Origin of the sequence: Echinicola pacifica DSM 19836 (genome assembly GCF_000373245.1) — a bacterium.
GTDB classification, from domain to species: Bacteria; Bacteroidota; Bacteroidia; order Cytophagales; family Cyclobacteriaceae; genus Echinicola; species Echinicola pacifica.
The window spans coordinates 274,696-290,792 of the sequence record NZ_KB890739.1 but is presented as its reverse complement, the minus strand read 5'-3'; the positions used below and the strand labels follow the sequence as shown (position 1 = coordinate 290,792).

11 protein-coding genes and 1 tRNA gene are annotated in these 16,097 nt (G+C 44.1%); 1 reads left to right on the top strand and 11 read right to left on the bottom strand.

Translation table 11 applies throughout. The annotated features are described in order from the left end of the window. Nucleotides 1-10: 10 nt before the first annotated feature. From B050_RS0105740 to B050_RS0105710, 7 genes are read right to left on the bottom strand one after another with little or no spacing between them, the layout of a single operon-like run. On the bottom strand, nt 11-1,039 hold the full coding sequence (locus tag B050_RS0105740) for a cytochrome c oxidase subunit II (protein ID WP_026235668.1): 1,029 nt from the start codon (nt 1,037-1,039) through the stop codon (nt 11-13). Between the two features lie 21 nt (nt 1,040-1,060). Continuing rightward, the gene (locus tag B050_RS0105735) at nt 1,061-2,452 is read right to left on the bottom strand and encodes a quinol:cytochrome C oxidoreductase (protein WP_018472938.1); all 1,392 of its coding nucleotides are present in this window, start codon (nt 2,450-2,452) and stop codon (nt 1,061-1,063) included. Nucleotides 2,453-2,454: 2 nt separating this feature from the next. Further along, the gene (locus B050_RS0105730) at nt 2,455-3,081 is read right to left on the bottom strand and encodes a c-type cytochrome (RefSeq protein WP_018472937.1); all 627 of its coding nucleotides are present in this window, start codon (nt 3,079-3,081) and stop codon (nt 2,455-2,457) included. Between the two features lie 17 nt (nt 3,082-3,098). Then, the gene (locus B050_RS0105725) at nt 3,099-3,629 is read right to left on the bottom strand and encodes a DUF3341 domain-containing protein (RefSeq protein WP_018472936.1); all 531 of its coding nucleotides are present in this window, start codon (nt 3,627-3,629) and stop codon (nt 3,099-3,101) included. Continuing rightward, nucleotides 3,629-4,993 (bottom strand): NrfD/PsrC family molybdoenzyme membrane anchor subunit, encoded by a 1,365-nt coding sequence (nrfD, locus tag B050_RS0105720; RefSeq protein ID WP_026235667.1) that lies wholly within the window; start codon nt 4,991-4,993, stop codon nt 3,629-3,631. The genes B050_RS0105725 and nrfD overlap by 1 nt, the downstream gene beginning before the upstream one ends. An 18-nt stretch (nt 4,994-5,011) precedes the next feature. After that, nucleotides 5,012-8,101, bottom strand: a complete 3,090-nt coding sequence (locus B050_RS0105715; RefSeq protein WP_018472934.1) for a TAT-variant-translocated molybdopterin oxidoreductase — start codon at nt 8,099-8,101, stop codon at nt 5,012-5,014. 40 nt (nt 8,102-8,141) lie between these two features. Beyond that, on the bottom strand, nt 8,142-9,404 hold the full coding sequence (locus B050_RS0105710) for a c-type cytochrome (protein ID WP_026235666.1): 1,263 nt from the start codon (nt 9,402-9,404) through the stop codon (nt 8,142-8,144). Nucleotides 9,405-9,776: 372 nt separating this feature from the next. Between B050_RS0105710 and B050_RS0105705 the strand changes: the two genes are divergently transcribed. Beyond that, nucleotides 9,777-9,850: transfer RNA gene (locus B050_RS0105705), tRNA-Cys, on the top strand. Nucleotides 9,851-10,614: 764 nt separating this feature from the next. On the opposite strand, the gene rpsA is transcribed toward B050_RS0105705, so the two are convergent. From rpsA to B050_RS0105680, 4 genes are all read right to left on the bottom strand, one after another. Then, nucleotides 10,615-12,396, bottom strand: coding sequence for a 30S ribosomal protein S1 (rpsA, locus tag B050_RS0105695; protein ID WP_018472931.1), 1,782 nt, complete (start codon nt 12,394-12,396; stop codon nt 10,615-10,617). Between the two features lie 389 nt (nt 12,397-12,785). Continuing rightward, nucleotides 12,786-13,916 (bottom strand): D-TA family PLP-dependent enzyme, encoded by a 1,131-nt coding sequence (locus tag B050_RS0105690; RefSeq protein WP_018472930.1) that lies wholly within the window; start codon nt 13,914-13,916, stop codon nt 12,786-12,788. Between the two features lie 234 nt (nt 13,917-14,150). Beyond that, on the bottom strand, nt 14,151-15,467 hold the full coding sequence (locus tag B050_RS0105685; RefSeq protein ID WP_026235665.1) for a gluconate:H+ symporter: 1,317 nt from the start codon (nt 15,465-15,467) through the stop codon (nt 14,151-14,153). 114 nt (nt 15,468-15,581) lie between these two features. Further along, nucleotides 15,582-16,097, bottom strand: coding sequence for an HNH endonuclease (locus B050_RS0105680; RefSeq protein WP_018472928.1), 516 nt, complete (start codon nt 16,095-16,097; stop codon nt 15,582-15,584).

The following is a 16,097-nucleotide window of genomic DNA, read 5'->3' as shown; positions in this document are numbered from 1 at the left end:
AATTAATATCTTATTCTGCACTTTCGATTTGAGCCAACTCCTTAATTTCGGAAGGAGCATCTGCGATCAAAGCAGGATCCATTTCCACGAAAGTCTTTTGCTCAGCGAACCATTTCTGATATTCTTCAGGCTCTACAACTTCGATCTCTCTCCTCATGGAGAAGTGTCCACCGCCACATACCTCCGTACAGGCGATCTCATACACGAATTCATCATCCTTCAGCTCTGCTCTCATCTGTGCAGTAGTCTTAGTAGGCACAAACCAGAAACGGGTAGGCATACCAGGTACAGCATCCATCTTTAACCTCATATGAGGTGCAAATACAGAGTGCAATACATCTCTAGAGCGAATCTTAAATAATACAGGCTCGCCTACCGGGATGACCACTTTCTGAGCTGGAAAATCATCAAGAGCATTTTTATCGGTGAAGTCGATTCCTCGGGAGTTGGTAGGATTGATCAATCGGTAATCATAATTACCCAACTGCTTATCCTTACCAGGGTATCTAAATTCCCAGGCAAACTGATATCCCATTACCTCAATAACGTGAGCATTCTCAGGAGCAGGAGCAGTAATATCTGACCAGGCTTTCCATCCTGATACCACCAATACAGTCAATACCGCAGCTGGTACCAGTGTCCAGAGGATCTCTAGTTTGTTATTGTCAGGGTAGAATGCCGCTGTGTTCTCCTCTTTATATTGGTAGCGGTAGCTAAACCAAAACAAAAGAATATGCGTGATGATAAACACAATGCCGGTCACTGCCATGGTCACCCAAAACAGATTGTCCGTCACCACCCCATGCTCAGAAGCGATAGGAAGGTGATATGTGTCAAATTCCTTAATAGAATACCAGAACATCAATACTCCAGAACCTATCAGAAATAGTAGGAATAAAGCAGCATTAACTTTATTGCTTCCTGTAGCTACTTTCTTTTCAGAACCTTTGACTACAGAAACCAAGGTTTGTATCCTATAAACCATCCAAATGATGGATACTAATAATAAAACACCGAGTGCTATAAGAAATCCCATAATTCTATCTTTTACGGATACGTATTAAATGTGATGATGATAAGTTTCCTCCAACATAGGGTGATTCTTGGCGATGAGGTTCTTCTTAGCGAGACCGCTCAACACTACAAATATCACAACAGAAGCGTAAAGCATAAACATACCTACTTCCATAAATCCTATTCCACCGTTATGGCCGAGGGTTCCTGGCTGAACCATCAGGAAGAAATCTATCCAGTGACCGATGATGATGATGGTACATACCACTTTCAGGAAGATGGTATGACGCTTAGCATCTCTAGTCATCAAGACTAAGAAAGGCAATACGAAGTTTACAATAAGGTTTAGGAAGAAAATTCCACCATAACTATCTGATCGTAATCTCTCGATATAATAAACTGTTTCTTCAGGAATATTGGCGTAATAAATTAAAAGGAACTGAGAGAACCACAGGTAAGTCCAGAAGATGGAAAATCCAAATACGAATTTACCAAGATCATGCAGGTGGTTTTCGTTAAACATCTCAAGATAGCCTCTTTCCTTAAGCATGATGGTGATCAAGGTAATTGCCGAAAGACCGGCTACAAACCATGAGCTGAATACATACCAGCCAAACAGGGTAGAGAACCAGTGGGTGTCAATAGACATCACCCAATCCCATGCACTGATAGAAGAAGATACTGCGAAGATCACAAGGAAGATAGCAGACCATTTTCTGATGGTGTACCAGTAGCTATCGCCACCGTGGATATCTTCTTGCAAGGAAAGGTTTTTCAGTTTGGTAAAGAAGAAAATCCAAAGGCCGAAGAAAAGTACCATTCTACCCAACCAGAAGATTGGGAAAGTACCTTTGCCAAGTGGCCAGTAGAAGAAACTTCCTTTGCCATCGATGATATGATCATAGTGATCACCACCTTTGACATAAATATCGGCATGCGTCCAGTGGAAGAGGTCATGTCCTGCCACCAGATAGGTGACGATCATGAGGATAGCTGCAAATGGCAGCCAGTTTCCTAATGAGATCATCACTCTAAGGATAGCTGTGGCCCATCCTGCCTGAGAGGCATATTGAATAGCAAAGAAGAACACTCCAATAATGGCGATACCTGCGAAATAAACATTGTTTATCCAAAGGTTGGCGAAGAAACGCTCAGACCAGTGAAAGGCGGAATGACCGCCATCCTCGTGACCTGCATCAGCATGTCCTGCTTCTGCTGCATGATCATCATGTGCTCCATGATCATCACCATGAGCAGCAGCATCTACATGCTCCGTGCCATGCCCGGCAGCTTCATGTCCATGATCCCCGCTTCCAGCGGTGAAAATACCTAAGACTAACAGTAGTGCTCCGATGCCACCCATTATCATGAGGGACTTCTTCAAAGCCGCCGTAAAGTCAAATTTTTGATCCAGGTTAAAATTTGTAACGTGCGCCATTATTATTGTTTCTGAATTTCTTGTTTAACATAGTGAACAATCTTCCATCTTCTTTCAGGGCTAATCTGAGAACCATGAGCTCCCATTCTTCCCTTACCATGTGTGATCACATGGAAGATATGTCCTTCAGTAAGGTTGATATATGCTCCACCCGTAAGGTTGGCCACACCACCGATTACTTCTCCTACTTTACCGTCTCCCTGACCGCTGTCACCATGACATGGCATACAATATTGCGTAAACAACTGCTGACCTTCTGCCAAAACCTGGTCGTTTAACGCTACAGGATTGGCTACACTGTCGGATGCTTCCAACTCCGCTACTCCAAGTCTATAAGGTAAAATACCGTGCTCGTTTCTAGGAACCGTATTGGCTACAGGCTCCCGCATATTCATGCTATGCGGGTTATAAATATTACTATTGAAAAATTCACCTTTTCCATCTTCTCTGTTAGACAGCCAGCTACCAGCATCTTCATTCTGAATCTGCGTAAGCGGCTCATAAGCTACAGAGTGATACATTTGAGGTGCATATTCCAAACCTTGATCCTCTCCGGAAGCCCCACAGGATACTACTCCCATAGAAGCAGCCGAAAGCGTAAGTAAATATATGGACTTTAAAATTTTCATATTTTCGTGGTTACCTACTATTCAAAACTTTTATTATTCACCTCAGAAGCACCAGAAGCCTGAAGCACTTCTTTGATTTTATCTTCTCCAAGACCGGCGTTTACCGCTAGATCTATCGCCATCACATGCTTATCATCTGTACTTCTGGTATCAAAGATCCTTGGCTGACCCCAAGGCTTGAGGTTACTACTTACCATAAATACCCCTACCATCCCGAAAGAAGCCAGAAGCACTGTAAGTTCAAAGGTCACTGGGATAAAATCAGGTATGGCAGCGTGATCTTTACCACCAATGATCATTGGCCAATCTACAGCCATCATCAATAGCTGCATGGTAAGGGCCAAACCAGTCCCACAAACTCCGAAGATGAATGCCGCAATTGGCAAGCGACTTCTCTTATAGCCTAATACATCTTCCAATCCGTGAATCGGATAAGGAGTGAATACTTCGTGGATTTTCACCCCACTATCACGCACCTTGGTTACTGCGTCTTTTAATACATCCTCATCTTCATAAATACCGAGGACAAAATTCGTATCTCTTTCCATTATTTATTTACTTTTTCAGATGAAGACTTAAGAACAGATTTCACCTCAGCCATGTTGATTACCGGGAAGAATTTGGCAAACAATAAGAAAAGGGTGAAGAATAAACCGAAGGTAAAGAGGTAAACTCCCATATCTGCCCAGGTAGGATGAAACATCGCCCAAGAAGAAGGAAGGTAATCTCTATGTAAGGAGGTAACGATAATTACAAATCGCTCGAACCACATCCCGATGTTTACCACTATCGATAAGATGAATGTAAATACCAATGAAGTTCGGATTTTTTTGAACCAGAAAAGTTGTGGAGAGATCACATTACAAGTCATCATGGACCAGTATGCCCACCAGTAAGGACCGAATGCCCGGTTGATGAAAGCATATTGCTCTGCTTCCACTCCTGAATACCAAGCGATAAAAAATTCTGTGATATAAGCTATACCTACGATGGATCCAGTGATGATAATTACGATGTTCATCAACTCAATATGAACCATGGTGATATAATCTTCCAGCTTAAATAGCTTTCTGGTAATAAGCATCAAGGTAAGTACCATGGCAAAACCCGAGAAAATCGCTCCAGCCACAAAGTAGGGAGGGAAGATCGTGGTATGCCATCCTGGTATTACGGAGGTGGCAAAGTCAAAGGATACAATGGTGTGTACTGAAAGTACCAATGGGGTGGCTAGACCTGCCAGGATCAAGGATACGGTTTCGTACCTCATCCAGATTTTGGCGCCGCCAGTCCATCCAAAGCTCAATGCTCCATAGATAGTCTTGCGAAGGCCAGTAGCTCTGTCACGGATGGTTGCAAAATCAGGAATCAAACCGATATACCAGAAAACTAGGGATACGGAGAAATAAGTAGAGATTGCAAAAACATCCCAAAGCAATGGGGAGTTGAAGTTTACCCAAAGAGAACCAAAGACGTTTGGAAGGGGAAGTGCCCAATAGGCTCCTAACCAAGGACGTCCCATGTGGAGTACCGGGAACATCGCTGCACATATTACGGCAAAGATGGTCATGGCTTCCGCTGCTCTGTTAATGGATGTTCTCCACTTCTGTCTGAATAGCAATAATACGGCGGAGATCAGTGTACCGGCGTGACCGATACCTACCCACCATACGAAGTTGGTGATATCCCATGCCCAGCCTACTGTCTTGTTCAATCCCCACATACCAATTCCTTCCCAGACTGTGGCTCCCACAGCAATCCCACCTAAAAGTAAGGCGCCAATGGAAACAGCTAAACCCAGCATCCAGCCGATGGTAGGCTTGCCTTCCACGTGTCTGGAAACGTCGTGGGTAACGTCTTTGTAAGTTTTACCGCCCGTAACTAACGGCTCGCGTACGGATGAAGTAACCTGCATATCTTATAAAATTATTATTTACGCTTCTTTTTTGTCCTTATTTCTAATCTTGGTCATATACCAGATATTAGGGCTCACATTGATCTCCTCTAATACGTGGTAAGCTCGCTCTTCATTGACCTCTTTCAATGCCGAAGTAGAGTTCTCCTCAATCTTCAACATCTTGCTAACTTGGCTATTCGCGTCGTTAAGGTCTCCAAATACCAATGCATCGGTAGGACAAGCTACTGCACAAGCCACGTTGATCTCTCCATCCTGCACTTTTCTCTTCTCACGTTTGGCGGCTAGTTTACCAGCTTGGATACGCTGCACACATAAGCTACATTTCTCCATCACCCCTCTGGCTCTTACAGTCACATCAGGATTAAGGACCATCTTGCCTAAGTCATCGTTTTGAGCAACGTTCACCTTAGCAAAATCCTTATTATCATGATATTTGAACCAGTTGAATCGACGTACTTTATAAGGACAGTTGTTGGCACAATAACGTGTACCGATACATCTGTTATAAGTCATTTGGTTTAGCCCCTCAGAACTGTGCGTCGTAGCAGCTACCGGACACACGGTCTCACAAGGAGCATTATTACAATGCTGACACATCATCGGCTGGAAGGTTACTTCTGGATTATCAGAAGCTTTCTCCAGTCCTTCTAGATCATCAGTGTCGGCGTCAGAGCTATAATAACGGTCAATTCTGATCCAAGCCATCTCACGACGGTTCAGCACTTCTTCCTTGCCCACTACAGCGACGTTGTTCTCCACCTGGCAAGCAATGGTACAAGCACCACAACCCACACAAGAGTTCATGTCAATCGCCAGACCCCAGTGATGCTGGCTGTATTTGTGACCATTCCAAAGACTAATCTTGGAAGGCTTCACAAATTCGCCATCCTTATAGATCATTGGATGCTCACGACCTGCAGAAGGATTTTCCTTGTATTCTGCAAGGGTAGATTCCTGAATCACATTGCCACGATCCATATAGGTATGGTGGGTCTGTGTCTGGGCAATTTTATAGCTATCACCTGTAAGCTCGATGCTTACTCCGGTGGTAATATCAAAATTCACATAGCCTTTTGAGCTATCAAGTAATTGGTAGGCGTTTACCCCAATACCGTTAGCCACTCGGCCACCTTTGGTACGACCATAGCCTATCGCCAGACCGATGGTTCCGTCCGCTTGCCCTGGCTGGATGAGCACAGGGACAATTAGGGATTTACCGTTGGCGGTGATTTTCGCTTTCAGCGTCTTACCTTCCACGATGTTGAGTCCATTATCGGATGCCCACTTCTGTGATACCGTAAGATAGTTGTCCCAGGTTGTTTTAGAAATAGGATCAGACATTTCCTGTAACCAAGGGTTATTGGCAAATCGTCCATCCCCTATGCCCAATTTCTGATACATGATCAGCTCAGGAGCAGTATTGGAAGCAGAATAAGTTTTGGCAATAGCGGCAGCGGCAGAAGAAACCTCACTTACTGGAGTAAGGCTCACATCGCTGATCTCTCCAGCTACGGAGTAGAAGCCATTGTATAATGATTGATCCCAGAACTCCTGGAAGGAGCTAATAGCCGATTGACCTGCAAAAAGGTCTTTCCAGGTGGACTGCAAAAAGTCATAGTAACTCGTGCTGTCTCCAGCCCAAGTCAAGAATGAATCCTGCGCCTGACGGGTGTCAAACAAAGGTGAGATGCCTGGTTGAGACAAGCTATACTCTCCTACTTTAGGATTGAAATCATTCCATGATTCCAGGTAATGATGATCAGGAGCTACATACTGTACCAAAGAAGCCGTTTCATCCAGGCTACCGTTGGTGGCCACAGATACTTTAGCTTTGGCGATTCCCTGAGCGATAGCCTCACCTTGCGGGTGATCATACACAGGGTTACAGTTATAGAATAACACCCCACCAACACGTCCTGCAGCTAAGTCAGCTACAAACTTGTTCATGGAAGCATCATTTCCTTTCTTATAATTTACAGTTTTTGCAAAACTGATAGTTGCATTATGATTTGACAGCAGCTCGTTAATTGCATTGATTACAATCTGAACGTTTGGATCATTGGAACCAGAAACCACCAGGGATTTGCCCTTATTGGCCCATAGTTCGTTGGCGGCTTGATCAAGATGTGCCACCTCTACCGCAGCAGCTTTTACTGTGCTGGCTCCGGCTTTTTTGGCCAGTAGATTATAAAGCGCCAATACTGCTAGTCCACTTTGGGAAGCTCTGATTGGAGTTCTATAGTCTGCATTGGCACCAGTAAGGGACAGGTTAGACTCAAACTGGAAGTGTCTTGACATATTTGGGTTCTCCTTAGAGATCTTTCTTCCCTGAGCATACTGCTTAGAGAATTCGATAGGAGAGATCCAGGAGCCAATGAAGTCGGCCGCAAAGCTGACGATCACTTTGGCTTTGTCAAAGCTATAGTTTGGCAGTACGCCAGTACCATAATAAGTCTCATTTGCCTTCAGGATACCATAAGTAGAAGTAGCGTCATAGGTCACGACTTCAGCACCTCCGATGGCTTCTGCTAATTTGGCCAGGGCCTTTTCAGAAGAAGGAGACATTATGGTATTGGTTACGATCTTGACATTGGAAGCGGTCTTCAGCTTAGCCGAAACTTCCTTATCGATAGTAGCCCAGTCAGAAGGTTGGCCTGCTTTATGAGGGCCAGCGAGTCTGTTTTTATCGTATAGAGAAAGCACAGAGGCCTCCACGATAGAGCTTGTTCCTCCTTTGGTGATTGGAGAAAGTTTATTTCCATCTACTTTGATTGGTCGGCCTTCACGAGTTTTAATGACTACAGAGGCATATTCACCACCAGCATAGAAGGTAGAGGCGTAATAATTAGGTACGGAAGGATTGACATCTACCGGCTTGTTCACATAAGGAATAGCCTTTCTTATAGGAGCTTCACAGGCGGCCAAAGAGGCGGCTGCTAAGCTGAATCCCATTAGTTTAAGGAAATCTCTTCTTGATGCTCCTCCTTCTTCTTGTCCAGCGATAGGAAGGTATTCAGGAAACTCCCGATCTGCATTTTTTACAAATTCCGGATCGTTGGTCAGCTGTTCTAATCCCTTCCAGTATGTCTTTTTATTTTCTTTCATTTTATATTAAAGAAAAGAATGTTCTTAAAAGATTTTTTAATTAATAGTGGCACTTAGCACATTCCAGACCACCGATGTCCTTCACTTTGAGGGCATCTTTGGACTCTGAGTGCAGTTGAACCAACTTGTCGTAGTACTCATTGCCAGCAGTTTTGATATCAGTCTGTCGGTGACAGTCGATACACCAGCCCATGGTAAGGGCGCTATGCTGACGTACTACTTCCATTTCTTCGATAGGACCATGACAAGTCTGACATTCGATCCCTCCCACTTTCACGTGCTGGGAGTGGTTGAAGTATGCCAGATCAGGTAAGTTATGTACCCTTACCCATTCTATAGGTGTGTTATTATCTACAGCATCGTAAATTTTCTGAATCTCAGGAGATACGCCTTCCTTACCTTCCAGATTCTGTACGTGCATATGGCAGTTCATACAGATATTAGGAGAAGGGATATTGGCAGATCTACCGATCTCTACTCCTGTATGGCAGTACTGACAAGGGATCTCCTTATCACCTGCGTGGAGTTCGTGAGAGAAGGCGATAGGCTGAGTCGGCGCATATCCTTGCTGCACACCTACCGTGTACAGACCATCGATAGCGGTCTTGGCAACCAATGCTACCACGATGGCTGTGATGATGATGATGAATGCATCACTCTTGAACACCTTCTTGAAGTCGGTCCTCTGATTGATGAATTGCTTGTCATCTTCCTCCAGATCATCTTGTTTGTTTAGGTACTTCGTAAGTACAGAAACGATCAAGCCTAGCACAATGAGGATGAGCAGAAGCACTACCACCAAAACCGCGAGAATGATGGTAAGGTACTCGCCAGGAACACCGCCAGTGGCGGCACCTTGACCAGCAGCTCCGTCACCAGCAGCAGGAGTAGCTTCGGCTTTGCCTCCATACTCAATGTATGAAAGTAAGCTCATCACATCCTCATCACTGAGGAACTGATGGGCCGGCATCACCGTGTTGTTGTACTCTGCAAAAAGTGCAGTAGCTGTGGCATCCCCCTGCTGAATAACTTGCTGGGAATTCTTAATGAAAGCCTGAATCCACGTGAGCTCTCTACGATCACTTACCCCTCTTAGTGCTGGGCCGGTGAACTTGGAATCAAGTTTGTGGCAGGTCTTACAATTGGCGTTAAATAGTGATTCACCAGCCTTGATGGCGTCTTCACTATCCGATACTCCAGGGTCAGCAGCAAAAGCATTAAATCCTAATAGCAAAAAGGAAATAATCAACGCCATGTTGCAAAATCTGAAGGGAACACTTAATAACGAGCGTTTGATTGACATATTTATAACTCTTTAATCAGTTTATTTCACGGTTTTTAAAACTCCCCACAAATGTACTACCCAACTTCTATTTTTCAAACCCGTATATAAGGGTTTACTTATTAAGAAATGTTCTTATTAAGCAATATAACCACTTAATAAACAGTTAATTACACCCTAATATCAGCATATTCGATCTATTTAGAACCTTTATAAATAACCCCCGCGGGACAATATCTTGTTAGTCTTGCGATTTCAGGCAGTGAATTTGCCCTCCCCCTCAACAAATACTGACAAAACCTACAAATTCCCTTTATAAAAAACTTATTAAATTAAACAGAGGAAATTTGTAATTTAAAATAATATACCTACATTTGCATCTCAATAAACAATGGTCGAGTGGCCGAGTGGCTAGGCAGAGGTCTGCAAAACCTTCTACAGCGGTTCGAATCCGCTCTCGACCTCCAATTAAAACACCTCTTTTACGAGGTGTTTTTTTATGCCCCATCTTTTTTTCAGCTCCATTATTATTGATTAAATACTTTTTATATTAAACCAATATTACCATCCCATACCACCGAAGTATAATTATATAATATTAAACTCAGCTCTATTCGCCGACCCACCCCTCGTCTTTTGTGGAGCACTATATAAAACTCAGGCTTCTTTATCCCCCCCTCTCTTTCCAAAGCCTCAAACCTTTCCCAATCCAAGGGCTATTCCTGCCGATCCAAAACCAGTGATTCCACAAACCAAGCCTTCCTGATCCTGCAACACCTCTATAAGCACACTTGCTTATATACCCAATTCAAACCGGCCTTTCCTTATATCCAGGATTCCAGCTTCCCCACTCACTAAAGCTAAAACCTCTCTGAGGTTCTCTTATAATGGTAAGCTTGAATCACCCATCGTCCTTCCCTCACTCTTATCCACAAGGCTCCCCAAGAGGCTAGATCACCAGCACAACCGCCTCCTATCCAGCGAGCCTAGCGCAATCTCCCCCAAAAACAACCCTACCTGCCTCAGGGGCAAAGCAAATAAGCTTCTTTTGTCACTATAAGAATACAGAGGTCGAATCCGCCATCATCCTCGAACCGACACTTGTCTGGTGCCATATATAGCTACCGTTGACGTAGCCTATCATTGCCCCAGGGGCTAAAACAAAAAAAAGCACCCTATTTTCATAGGGTGCTTTATATTATTGAGTAGGATAATATCCGGTGATTACACCTTATTTATTATCGCCACCTTCCATTTTCTCTTTCAATGCAGTAAGAGCGTCTAGATCACCAAGGGTTGACTTCTCACCAGCATCAGCTGCAGGAGCCTTCTTCTTAGCGCTAGGAGCAGCAGCCTTCTTAGCAGGTTGCTTAGATGGCATAGCCTCTTCTCTGAAAGTTGCAGTGTGAGAAAGTACGATTCTCTTATCATCTTTGGAGAACTCAGTCACCACAAAATCAACAGAATCACCTACCTCTAACTGAGAACCATCTTCTTTCTCAAGGTTTTTGATGGTCGCAAAACCTTCAAGACCGTAAGGAAGCTCAAGAACGGCACCTTTATCGTTTTTAGAAACGACAGTACACTTATGAGTAGATCCTACAGGGAACACACCTTCGAAGGTATCCCAAGGGTTCTCCTCAAGTTGCTTATGACCTAGTGCAAGTCTTCTATTGTCAACGTCAAGTTCAAGAACGATAACTTCCAGTTCGTCACTTACCTTCACATACTCAGAAGGGTGTTTGATTTTCTTAGTCCAAGAAAGATCAGAAACGTGAACAAGACCGTCGATACCTTCTTCAAGCTCAAGGAACAATCCGAAGTTGGTAAGGTTTCTTACCACACCTGTGTGCTTAGTACCCAAAGCGTACTTAGTACCCATATCCTGCTTAGTCCATGGATCTTCAGTAAGCTGCTTGATACCAAGAGACATTTTTCTGTCATCTTTGTCCAAGGTCAATACAACTGCTTCGATCTCGTCATTAACTTTCACGAAGTCAGCTGGATTTCTCAAGTGCTGAGACCAAGACATTTCAGAAACGTGGATTAGACCTTCTACACCTGGAGCAAGCTCAAGGAAGGCACCATAATCAGCCACATTAACGATTCTACCTTTAACCTTAGATCCCACTTCAAGCTCAGCAGAAAGAGAATCCCAAGGATGAGCAGTAAGCTGCTTCATACCTAGAGAGATACGTTTCTTATCATCATCAAAGTCAAGTACCACCACCTGAACTTTGTCGTCAAGGTTAAGCACTTCTTCTGGATGATTGATACGACCCCAAGAGATATCGGTGATGTGAAGAAGACCATCTACGCCACCAAGATCGATGAATACACCGAAGTTGGTCATGTTTTTGATCACACCTTCCAATACCTGACCTTTTTCTAGGTTGTTCAGGATTTCCGCTTTTTGCTTCTCTAGATCTTTTTCGATCAATACTTTATGAGAAACTACAACGTTATCGTTAGCGTGGTTGATTTTAACCACTTTTACTTCCATTTTCTTACCTACATAGATATCGAAATCTCTGATAGGCTTCACGTCAATTTGAGAACCTGGCAAGAAAGCCTCTACACCGTAGATATCTACGATAAGACCACCTTTAGTTCTTCTCTTCACAAGACCTTCGATTACATTGTCATTTTCCAATGCATCTTCAATGTCCTGCCATGCTCTTACCATTTTGGCTTTCTTTCTAGAAAGTACCAATTGGCCTAGAGAGTTCTCCTGCTCTTCAATGAAAAGTTCTACCTCATCACCGATCTTCAAGTCAGGAAGGTCTCTAAATTCTGTTCTTGGTACAAGACCGTCAGACTTAAAGCCAATGTTAATGATCACGTCCTTATCATTGATACCTACTACAGCACCTTTGATTACTTCCTTCTCACTGATCTCCGTCAACGTCTGATCATAAAGCTTCTCCATCTCTGCTCTTTCTGCAGAAGTGTAGCCTTCGCCAAAACCTTTGGTTTCGAACTTGTCCCAGTTAAAATCTTCGTTATTAGACATATTAATAAGTTGACTCTGATTTTCAACAGCCCTAGAGTCATTGGGCTGAGGTTTTTATCCATAAATACTTCCACCTGAATACCAGACAGATAGAACCCGTTCACCCGAACGGATTGCAAAGGTACAGATTTTTTGAAACTTTCCAGAATTATGAGCCAAAAAGTAATACTAAAAAGCACGGTATTCGCCACACCGACTATCAACAGAACCTACTCATCCTAAACTCATTAGCCTCCTACCACCCTGAACCTACGATACCAAGCAATGCCAATGATCCTAAATTCTATGCAAAAAATAAAGTTCATCCCTGCTGGCCTAGCTAGTGACAGGCTGAGGAGAAATGGACTTATTCTATCAATTACTTTTTTCTTAAACCTACTTTATATCGTTTATATATTGATCTTCCTTCTCCTGGACAGGGTATTCCAGCAGGCCGAAACTTCCTTTTCTTCCACCACCAGCACCCGATCATACATGGCCACCGTGGGACAGACATGGTAAGGAACCACAAATACCTCCTGGCCAATGGCCGACTCTCCCGGGATAGACTCCCTCACCACCATATGTTCCTCGCTATGACTCACCAATTTCCAACCCGGAAAATTCAAAAAATACGCCCGCTTATCCAAAGGCCCCTCTGAGGCGATGGATTTATAGCCCAAATCCAGGCAAACTAAATCTGGAGAAGGCCTGGAAATCACCCTCGCCAGTACCAGAGCACCAAAATCAAAAGGTTGCTCAGGCAAGAGCTCCTGGTATCCCTTATCCCAATATACAAAAGTCCCCGGACTACAAATGACATTACCCGCCTCCGCATGAAGAGGAAAAGTGCAGGATCCACCCGCAATTACAGGAATAGTCTTTTGATATTTTTCACTTAAATCCTTCACCAAATCCCAGACTTCGCTATAAGCCTTATCATATAAAGCCTTGCGCTGATCCAGACAACTGCAGTTGATATGTCCATCGTAAATATGAAAACCCTCCACGATCAGGTGACTAGTATTCTTACAAAAATCATATAATGCCGCAGCTCCCGCCGATGGAGAGATGCCTGTACGATCTGTGCCGACATTAAGATCCACATACAATCTCATATGCACATCCGCCTGATAAGTATGTGCAGAAAGATGACGGGCTTGCTCAGGACAATCCACCAAACATGAAAACTCGGTATCAGGATAGACCAGCATAAGCTTCACCATTCGGTCCACTTTGGGCCCTACCATAGGATAGGCGATAAGCACCTTGCTAGCTCCTGCCAAAGCCAGCATCTCTGCCTCAGCAATCGTGGCACACTTAAATTTGTCAATCCCAAATTCCATCATGATCTTGGCCACCTCCGCACATTTACTGGTCTTCATATGGGGCTGAAGTAAGGACACATCCCCTACCATATCCACCAACTTCCTGATATTTGACCTGATATGATCGGAATAAACTAATAAGGCCGGGGAATCGATCTTCCCTACATTAGTTACCTCGTACCAATCTTCGAGCACTTCTGCTGCTGCATGCATGATTTCTCCTTCGTGTTTTTAGCGTTAAACTTAGCACCTAAATTCTCAAAATAACCAAAAATCATCATTACTTTCGGTAAAATCGAGACCTGCAAAATGGGTATCAATAACTACTAAAGCTATCGATCATAATTCAATATGAAGGTATATATCTCAATATATTTAATAAAAAGAGCCATATACTACCAATTTTACTAAGCAACACTAACCAAAGTCCATGCCATTACGATCTACTCAGGACACAAAAAACTCCAATACCATCACTCCTCCTAGCCCCACCACGGCCACGATGGTCTCCATCAGCGACCATGACTTTATGGTATCCTTGATGGACAGGTTAAAGAACTCCTTATACATCCAAAATCCAGAGTCATTGAAATGCGAAAACATCAGGCTGCCTGCGCCAATCGCAAGTACCAGCAGATTGGGATCGACACCTTGAGCATGCATCACCGGAGCGATAATACCAGCAGTGGTCAGCCCTGCCACAGTGGCCGAGCCTACGCATACCCGAATCAATGCCGTGATGGACCATGCTAATATAAGCGGATGAACATCCCAGCCATCCAGGGCCGAGGCAATCACCTCGCTGACACCACTATCTATAAGTACCTGCTTAAGCGCGCCCGCCCCTGCCACGATAAGGATAATCATACTTACATCCTTCACCGCATCAACAAACCATTCGGTGAGCTGCTTCATATTTTGATTTTGCCTTAAGCCCAGGGTGACGATCGCCACCAGGAGGGACAATAACATCACCACACTGGGATTGGAAAAGAAGGCGGATAAGCCATATCCTTCATCGCCCTCCACCAGACTATGGTTCCAGATGGTCATTCCTACCAATAAAAACACGGGTAAAAGGGCCGTAAAAAAACTGTTTGCCACACCAGGAAGCTCCTCTACGGGCTTTGGATTGGCTCGAAAACTCTTTAATGGCTGTGCATCGGTATTCTTAAAGAACCTGGCAAACCAGGGGCCGGCCACCAAAATGGTGGGAATGGCAATAATCAACCCATACATCAGAGTAATCCCCATATCTGCATCAAACTGAGCTACCAAAGCTGCTGGAGAAGGATGAGGAGGCAAAAAACCATGTGTAACCGATAGGGCCGCAAGCAGAGGAATCCCCACATACACTGCGGAGAGCTTATACTGATGAGCAACGGTAAACACTAAGGGCACCAATAAAATAAAACCGACATTATAAAAAAGTGGAATCCCAACGACCAAGCCGGTTAGCATCATGGCCCAATGGATATATTTGGCACCAAAAAGCCGCATAAGAAAATCGGCTATTCGCTGGGCTGCCCCGCTTTCGGCAACTAGCTTACCGAGCATAGCCCCTGTGGTGATGATGATCAATAGATCTCCCATTAGCTTCCCCATGCCCGTTTCCACCGAGCCCACGACCTGCTCTGCGGGGATTCCTAATACTAGGCCCGCAAAAATAGAGGTGATCATAAAGGCGATGAATGGGTTGAGCTTAAGCCAGGTAATCAGGAGTATTAGCAATAGTATGCTAAGTAGAATATAAATAATGGTCACAGGTAAATGGGTTTAGTGTAAAAAACCAATTTATAAATTTATCCTGAAACACTTCCTTTATTTCTTTAGGAATACATAAATGGTCCTTCACTCTCAGGGACTGACCATCATCAATTATCTGGCTTGGATGGGTTTCACTTCCAGGAATGGGATCCATTCGCTGGCGTTGCGCTCGGCATAATCTGCCAAAAAATAGGATAGACTCGGTCGAAAGGGCTTTCTACTTAATAGCATACCCACTTCTTCGGGTCTTTTGTCACCTTTCTGGACATTGCAGCGGTGGCAGGCAGTGATCAGGTTGGTCCAGGTGGTGGGTCCACCCTTTGATCGGGGGACCACATGATCAATGGTCAGCTGCTTCGGAGAGCCACAATATTGACATTCATTATTGTCTCTGCGGAAGAGATTGGTACGATTGAGCATGACTCCTCGATAGGGCACGGATTTATACTCATCGAGCCTCAGGACGGCGGGGTATTTATATTCTCTGTCCACGGTGCGAATACTGTGCATGGCATAATCAGCCAGCACACTTACCTTCTCCAGATAGGTAAGCACCATGGCTTTTTGCACATTTACGACGGCAATCGGTGTGTGGTCCAGGTTCAAAACTAATACCCTTTTTTCCAT